At 68.6% G+C, this 6,931-nt stretch carries 6 protein-coding genes and 1 pseudogene; 3 read left to right on the top strand and 4 right to left on the bottom strand.

Annotation, left to right across the window (positions count from 1 at the left end):
* Nucleotides 1–247: integrase core domain-containing protein (locus LDQ05_RS18945; protein ID WP_226438503.1), on the top strand; the 247-nt coding region annotated here is incomplete at its 5' end.
* A 1,036-nt stretch (nt 248–1,283) separates the two neighbouring features.
* Here the strand turns inward: LDQ05_RS18945 and LDQ05_RS18940 are convergent.
* The 4 genes and pseudogenes from LDQ05_RS18940 to LDQ05_RS18925 all read right to left on the bottom strand — a co-directional run bounded on the left by LDQ05_RS18940 (nt 1,284) and on the right by LDQ05_RS18925 (nt 4,839).
* The gene (locus LDQ05_RS18940; protein WP_226438502.1) at nt 1,284–1,649 is read right to left on the bottom strand and encodes a limonene-1,2-epoxide hydrolase family protein; all 366 of its coding nucleotides are present in this window, start codon (nt 1,647–1,649) and stop codon (nt 1,284–1,286) included.
* Entirely contained in the window at nt 1,646–2,668 is a 1,023-nt protein-coding gene (locus LDQ05_RS18935) for an MBL fold metallo-hydrolase (RefSeq protein ID WP_226438501.1), read from the bottom strand. Before LDQ05_RS18935 ends, LDQ05_RS18940 begins: the two co-directional genes overlap by 4 nt.
* Nucleotides 2,669–2,721: 53 nt before the next feature.
* Nucleotides 2,722–3,872 (bottom strand): annotated as a pseudogene (locus LDQ05_RS18930) (inositol monophosphatase family protein).
* A gap of 37 nt (nt 3,873–3,909) precedes the next feature.
* Nucleotides 3,910–4,839: an IclR family transcriptional regulator gene (locus LDQ05_RS18925; RefSeq protein WP_226438500.1), complete on the bottom strand. Its 930-nt coding sequence runs from the start codon at nt 4,837–4,839 to the stop codon at nt 3,910–3,912.
* 82 nt (nt 4,840–4,921) lie between these two features.
* On the opposite strand from LDQ05_RS18925, the gene LDQ05_RS18920 reads away from it, so the two are divergent.
* On the top strand, nt 4,922–6,088 hold the full coding sequence (locus LDQ05_RS18920; RefSeq protein ID WP_226438499.1) for a hypothetical protein: 1,167 nt from the start codon (nt 4,922–4,924) through the stop codon (nt 6,086–6,088).
* Nucleotides 6,089–6,093: 5 nt separating this feature from the next.
* Nucleotides 6,094–6,876, top strand: a complete 783-nt coding sequence (locus LDQ05_RS18915) for an SDR family oxidoreductase (protein WP_226438498.1) — start codon at nt 6,094–6,096, stop codon at nt 6,874–6,876.
* The last annotated feature ends 55 nt before the right edge of the window (nt 6,877–6,931 follow it).

Below are 6,931 nucleotides of genomic sequence, written 5' to 3'. Positions count from 1 at the left end.
AACCGTCGGCGACGCCCTCGACAACGCGTTGATGGAATCGACGATCGGGCTCTACAAGACCGAGCTGATCGACCGCCGTTCGTCGTGGACGGGTCGGGCCGAGGTCGAGCGGGAAACCGTCGAGTGGGTCCGATGGTTCAACGCCGACCGACTGCACTCCTCGATCGGCTACCAGACGCCGATCGACTACGAGACGCGCTACCGTGAGCAGCGCACCACTGCCACCTCGTCACTCGAGGTGCCATGAACGAAGTCTCCACCGGATCCAGGGCGGTTCATTTCCGACGATCGCCGGCCACGGATACCACCCACAACTCGCCGCCGCGTGACTCACCCTCGCACTCAGGCCGGGTTCGTGCTCACCGAGACGCACCGCGCGCACCTCCTTCCCACCAGCCTCAGCGCAGACACCACCGCGATCACCACAGTCCCCGACACGAGCAACGGCCGTAATACGACCCAACCGAAAAGTGGAGCAGCCGAGGACGTACCATCTGCGCGACCCACCCCCTGCCGGACCCACTCGAGTAGATCTATCGGGGAGCTTCTTCGAGATTCGCCCTCGGCCGTTGAGGTGGTCGGTGGTACGGAACTCCAAGGACGCCCTGCGGGCGACTGCCCCTGACCGATCGGAGACCCTACGGGTCCCTGTGTTTGCCTTCGGCCCCTTCCCCAACGCAGCCCGGTCACCATCTCCCGATAGACCATCTCGGCCCGCACCCCTGGCCGCTCGTCCACGTGGACGGCGGCGGGTACTGGGACCCGGTCGTTCGTGTCGACCCTTACGATCGGGTGCTCCACCGCCAGCAGTGGAGACGAAGATACTGGCGCCCAGTCGGTTTCACGCACGGGAATGGCACCCCTGCGCGCAGCGTCGAATGCGCTGACGTCGGACCCGGGAGAGTAGCGACGAATTGCTCGGCGCGCCGCGGTGACCGGACCGGCCCGCGCACACGTCGCAGCAGGAAACACCTCGAGCCCCTCGACCGGACTGGTCGGGAGGCTGCGCAAGGTCAGGACGTCAGCAGAAACCCCGGTAGGGTGAGAAGGAGAAGGTCGGCGGGAACAGCCGAACCGGGAGGGGCGCCCCCTGGGGGCGTGTGGATAGACTCCACCGTACGGTGCATGACAGTTCCGTTCTGTCGTGTGCCCAGACCCCGGTCGGTGTTGGTAGCACCTTCCGGGGTCGACCTGTTTTCAGGCCGGTGCAGGGATCGTCCCACGTGCGGCAATGGCCGTCAACTCGAACATGTGTGCGTGTCGATACCCGAACGGCCCGACAGTCAGGCCGGCGGGTCCGTCAGCGGTGCCATGTCGAAGTAGTCGCGCCAGGCCGCGATCTTCCCGTCGACGACCTCGAAGGCACCCATCACGGGCATCTCGATGGTGCGGCCGTTCATGCGGAACACGTCGACCCGCTCGTTGAGCACCAGCCCGTCGCGGGCGATCTGGTTGCCGATCCGGAAGTCGATGCCACCGAACGACCTCACGAACTCGGTGAGGAACTCCTCGATCGCGACTCGGCCACGCACCGGATCCATCGGAATATTGTGGTAGACAGCGTCGTCGGTGAAGTAGGACGCGAGCTCGACCGGATCGGGATCGGCCCACTTCGCGCAGAACTCGGTGACGAGCTGATCGGGGGTCATACTCCGACCTCCGCCTCGATGCGCGCGAACCGGGCGGGTTCGGTGCCCGGGATCCGCCGGACCCGGCCGCGTTCGATGAGCTGGCGGACGTGCGCCGACCCTTCGGACAACGCCATACGCTTGCCGTGCGTGGGCGTCTCGTCCCACGGTCGGTACCAGGTCATGCGGGAGGTCGCCTCCCACATCGTCAACTCCTCGTCTCCGAACGAATCGTAGAGATCGTCGAGACGACGGTCGTGGTGCGCGATCAGCGCGGCCGCGCGCGCCCCGAGATCGTCGATCTCCTGCCGGTGCGCGGGGAGGGTTCGCCGCACGGGCAGCCCCGAGACCGCACGCAGCGACTCGAGGTACTCGCCGAGTGCGTCGCGCTTCGGGAGCGGGAAGTCGAACTCCCCCACGTGCGGTGTGGTCGTGGCCAGCACGTGGTCGCCGCTGAACAGCACGCCGTGGTCCTCGATGAGGAAGCACGCGTGCCCCGCGGTGTGTCCCGGGGTGAACACGGTGCGCAGCGAACGCCCCGCGAGGGGGATGATCTCGTCGGCCGTCAGTTTGCGGTCGGGCAGGACCTCGGGGCGGCCCGGTGGTGTGCCGTCGAACGCGAAGACGGCGTCGACCTCGGCGTCGGGGGCACCGGCGAGCCGCAACAGCGCGGCTTCCTCGGCGCGCCGGTCGCGGTCGGAGACCATGACCTCGAGGTGCCCGAAGTCGGCCTCGTGCATACCCACCCAGCATCCCGACGCCTCACGGATCCGGCCGGTGAGGCCGACGTGATCGGGGTGGAAGTGGGTGACGACCACTCCCTCGACGTCGGTGACCGACAGACCGGCCGCGGCGAGACCCGCCTGCAGTGCCGCCCACGAGTTGTCGTCGTTCCAGCCGACATCGACGAGTATCACGCCGCGCGGTGATTCCAGCGCGTAGACCTGGGTGTCGCCGACGGGGAGGTCCGCGACGGGTACGGGGATGCGGTGGATTCCGTCTCCGATGTCTCGTGCCTGCGTCGTCGTTGCCGATGTCATCGATATGCCTCCGAGCTATGTGGGCTACTTCGTCCGACCGTACAACAATGAGTTCAACTATTTTTCCGATGCGGCTCGACGATGGCGACGATCGACCGGATCTCCGCTCCGGGAACCGTGAAATGTTCGGTGACCGACACCGTCGACGGCTCGCCGCCGGCGACGACGTCGAGCAGATAGCGAGCGACGACGGCACCGGGGTGTTCCCGGAACGTGAGGTCGCGGATCCGACGCGGGGAGCGGCCACGGTCACGCCGCTCGAGCCGGTCGCGGATCTCCGCCCCCGACTCCCCCGTGCGCTGCCCGTTCTCCACACTCCACGCATCGACGGCGAGCCGGACGTGGGAGGCGTCGTGCGTCAGCACCGCCCGCAGATACGCCCGGACCATCGCGACCGCGGGAGCGTCCGTGGACACCGGCGCGTGCGCCGCGATCGCGTCCATCAGGATGTCGGCGCGGTCCGGTCTGCAGATCACCAGATCCGGAAGATAGGGATGCGGCCTGTTGTACTCGAGGGGACTGCCGTCGATCCGAGCACAGAACAGACCCGCGGCCTGCGCGACGGCGACGGGCGCTGCCGAATCCCACTCCCACTGGCCTCCCGCGTGCACGTAGGCGTCGGCATCGCCTAGGCGTCGGCATCGCCACGAACCACCGCCATCGCCTTCGCACCCGCCGAACCCATGGGCACGAGGTCGGCGTCGACCTCACGCGCGACCGCCGCGAGGAATGCCGGTGGCCGGCTTCCACTGATCACGATCCGCAGACGGCGCGTGTCGTCGTGGTCGGCGACCGGTACGTCGTGGGTCGCGTACACCGCACCGACCGCCGGTTGCGCGACAGCACCGGCCGTCAGCCCCCGACCCGATTCCCACAGCGCGATGTGCACCGCCCAGTCGACCCGCCCGGGCATGCCGTACTCCTTGGATCCGTCGAGAGGATCGACGATCCAGACCCGGTCGGCCCCGACGCGGTCGGGGTCGTCGACGGATTCCTCGGACAGGACGGCGTCGCCGGGGCGATCGGTGGCCAGCCGGTCGAGAATGAAGACGTTCGCAGCGTGGTCGCCGCGACGGCCCAGTTCACGACCCCCGACCGTGCCCTGTTCGGCGACCCGCAGGGTCAGCAGTAGTTCCCCTGCAGCGGCTGCGATCTCGGCGGCGAGGCGGGCGTCGGCGGTGGTGTCGGTCATGGCCTCGACCATTCCATGCCTCGAACCGTCGGGGCGTGAACCGGGCCGGTCATCGCGTCGGCCCGGCTCCGCCGAGTTCCGCGGTGATCGCCTCCGCGGTCGCGACGAGCGCGCGACCGTGGTCGAACGCCTGCGCCCGATCCAACTCGCGTTCGGGATGGGCGGTGACCACGAGACACTGGTGCCCGTCGGCGTCGTGGACCGGTGCGGCCAGCAGGTTGACGGGTCGAACGGCCGGTTCCCATTCGTCGTCGAGGATCACCCGATCGCCCGGGCTGGACACCAGTTCACCGAGCACCTCGCGCATCTCGGGAGCGAGGTCGTGGGCGACGACCCCGGCCATGAGCGCGTACAGCCTGCGTCCGCCCCGGGTGAGGGCCTCCACGAGGTACCCGCTGGTCCGGCATTCGTCCACGACCCGGCGCAGGCGGTCGTGGTCGAGGTCGACGGGCAGGGTCGGCTCCCGCGACAACCAGCGTCGGAGGCACTCGTCGGTGTCCCAGAGCACGTACATCAGGCCGACCGGGGGTGCGAACGGGTAGACCTCACCGACGCGTGCCGCACCGGCACTCGGGCGGACCTCCACGGTCGCCGCCTCCGCGACATCGAGGACAGCGATGCGGTCGCCGACCACGGCGGACGCGGTGCACGTGCATCCGAGCTCGCTCGCGAGCGCCGCGAGGTGCCGGTGCGCGACCGGACCCGCCGCGAACCCCTGCTGTGCGGCCCGACCCGCGACGACGAGGGCGGGGCCGAGCCCGTAGGTCGCGTCGGTGGGGTCGCGCATGAGGTACCCGGCGTCGACGAGGTCGGTCAGAATGCCCAGGCAGGTGGGTTTGCTCAGTTCCAGTTCCCGCGACAGTTGCGAGAGCCCGTATCGGGTGTGCGGGTGTGCGACCAGGTGGTCGAGGACCTGCACGACGCGGCGGGTGGGGGGCGAGCGCCGCACCGGGGTGGCGCGCGGGGTGGATCGGGCCATTGACCACTCCTTGAAACACGTTCTACTGTCTTCCCATCAAACTGTACCGCTACGGTACATATTTGGACCGACAGGAGATGGTGTGCTCACAGATCCGCTCACCACGGCGATCGCCGAAGCCGAGAAACTCGTCGCGACCGCCCCGCACATCCGCACCGACCAGGACCTCGCCGAGGGCTACGGCTACCTCGCCGGCGGGATCGCCGCGTGCGTGCACGCGGCCTGGGCGCACAGCAGAACCCACCCCGTGTTCCTCACCGGCACCGGCCCGTACGCGAAGATGGGCCTCGACAATCCCGACACCCTGTACTGGGGCGCGAGTGTGCGCGCCGACCACGAGTACGTCGTCACCGGTCGTCGCGGAACCACCTGCGACCTGAGTTTCCAGGTGCTCGCCGGCAACTACACCGACGCGAACGTGCCCGGCAACGTCACCGCGTTCGACGACCGTGCACTGCACATCGCCGACGACGGGACGTTCGAGGTGCGCTTCGGTCCCGGTCCCACCGACCCGGATGCGGGCTACTACCACCTCGAACCCGGGTCGTCGCAGTTGGTGGTCCGCGAGGTCTACAGCGACTGGACGCAACGTCGCGGAACACTGCGCATCGACCGGCTCGACACCCTCGGCACGCCCGCGGCACCCCCGGACCACGACGACGTCGTCCGCCGCTACGAGCGGGCCGGTCGCGCTCTCGTGTCGCGGGTCAAGACGTGGCTGCAGTTCCCGCAGTGGTTCTACCTCCAACTCCCCGTGAACACCGTGACCGCCCCGCGCCGCACCCCCGGCGGCCTCGACACCCAGTACTCGTCGGTGGGTCACTACGAGTTGCGCGACGATCAGGCGATGATCCTCACGGTGCCCGTCGGCGACGCCCCCTACCTGGGTTTCCAACTCGGCAGCCTCTGGTACATCTCCCTCGACTACACCGGTCATCAGACGTCGCTGAACAACACACAGGCACAGGCGGATCCCGACGGCAAGGTGCGGATCGTCGTGTCCGAACGCAACCCGGGTGTCGCGAACTGGGTCGAGACCGTCGGTCACGACCGGGGCATCCTGCAGTTCCGCTGGCAGCGACTCGACCGCGAACCGGGCGCGGCCGACGGGCCGGTCGCCGAGGTCGTGCCGTTCGATGCGATCGCCGACCACCTGCCGTACATCGAGTCCAACCGGATCACCGATGAGCAGTGGCGGCAACGCATCGCTGCACGTCAGTCCGGTATCGCCGACCGGATGCCGGGGTGAGCGCGATGACCGGACTGTTGCAGGGCAAGGTCGTCGTGATCTCCGGTGTCGGGCCCGGACTCGGTCGCACCCTGGCCGTGCGTTGCGCCGAACACGGTGCCGACGTCGTCCTCGCGGCCCGCACCCGTGAACGCCTCGACGCCGTCGCCGCCGAGGTCACGTCGCTGGGCCGGCGAGCACTCGCGGTACCCACCGATATCACCGACGACGACTCGGCGGCGTATCTCGTCGAGACGGCGATCGCCGAGTTCGGGCGCATCGACACCCTGCTCAACAACGCCTTCTCGGTTCCGTCGATGAAGCCGCTGGCACACACCGATTTCCAGCAGATCCGCGACAGCGTGGAACTCACGGTGCTGGGGTCGTTGCGCCTGACGCAGCTGTGCACGCAGGCGCTCGCCGAGACGAAGGGCTCGGTCGTCAACGTCAATTCGATGGTGCTGCGGCACTCGCAGGAACGGTACGGCAGCTACAAGCTCGCCAAGTCCGCCCTCCTGGCGATGTCGCAGTCGCTCGCCACCGAACTGGGCCCGCAGGGCATCCGCGTCAACTCGGTCGCTCCCGGCTACATCTGGGGCCCCATCCTGCAGGGCTACTTCGCGCACCAGGCCGAGAAGTACGGCACGACCGTCGAGCAGATCTACCAGCACACGGCGTCGTCGTCCGACCTCGAGCGCCTGCCCACCGTCGACGAGGTCGCCGATGCGGTGATCTACCTGGCGTCGCCGATGGCGTCGGCCGTCACCGGGCAGTGCCTCGACGTCAACTGCGGCGAATACCACCACTGAAGCCGTGCGCACTTCTGGTAGCCGGTGCTACCAGAAGTGCGCACGGGGAGGCGAG

It is taken from the genome of Rhodococcus yananensis, from assembly GCF_020515525.1.
GTDB classification, from domain to species: Bacteria; Actinomycetota; Actinomycetes; order Mycobacteriales; family Mycobacteriaceae; genus Rhodococcus; species Rhodococcus yananensis.
Note: the sequence above shows the minus strand (reverse complement) of the source record. Positions and strands in the feature narration are given on the sequence as shown.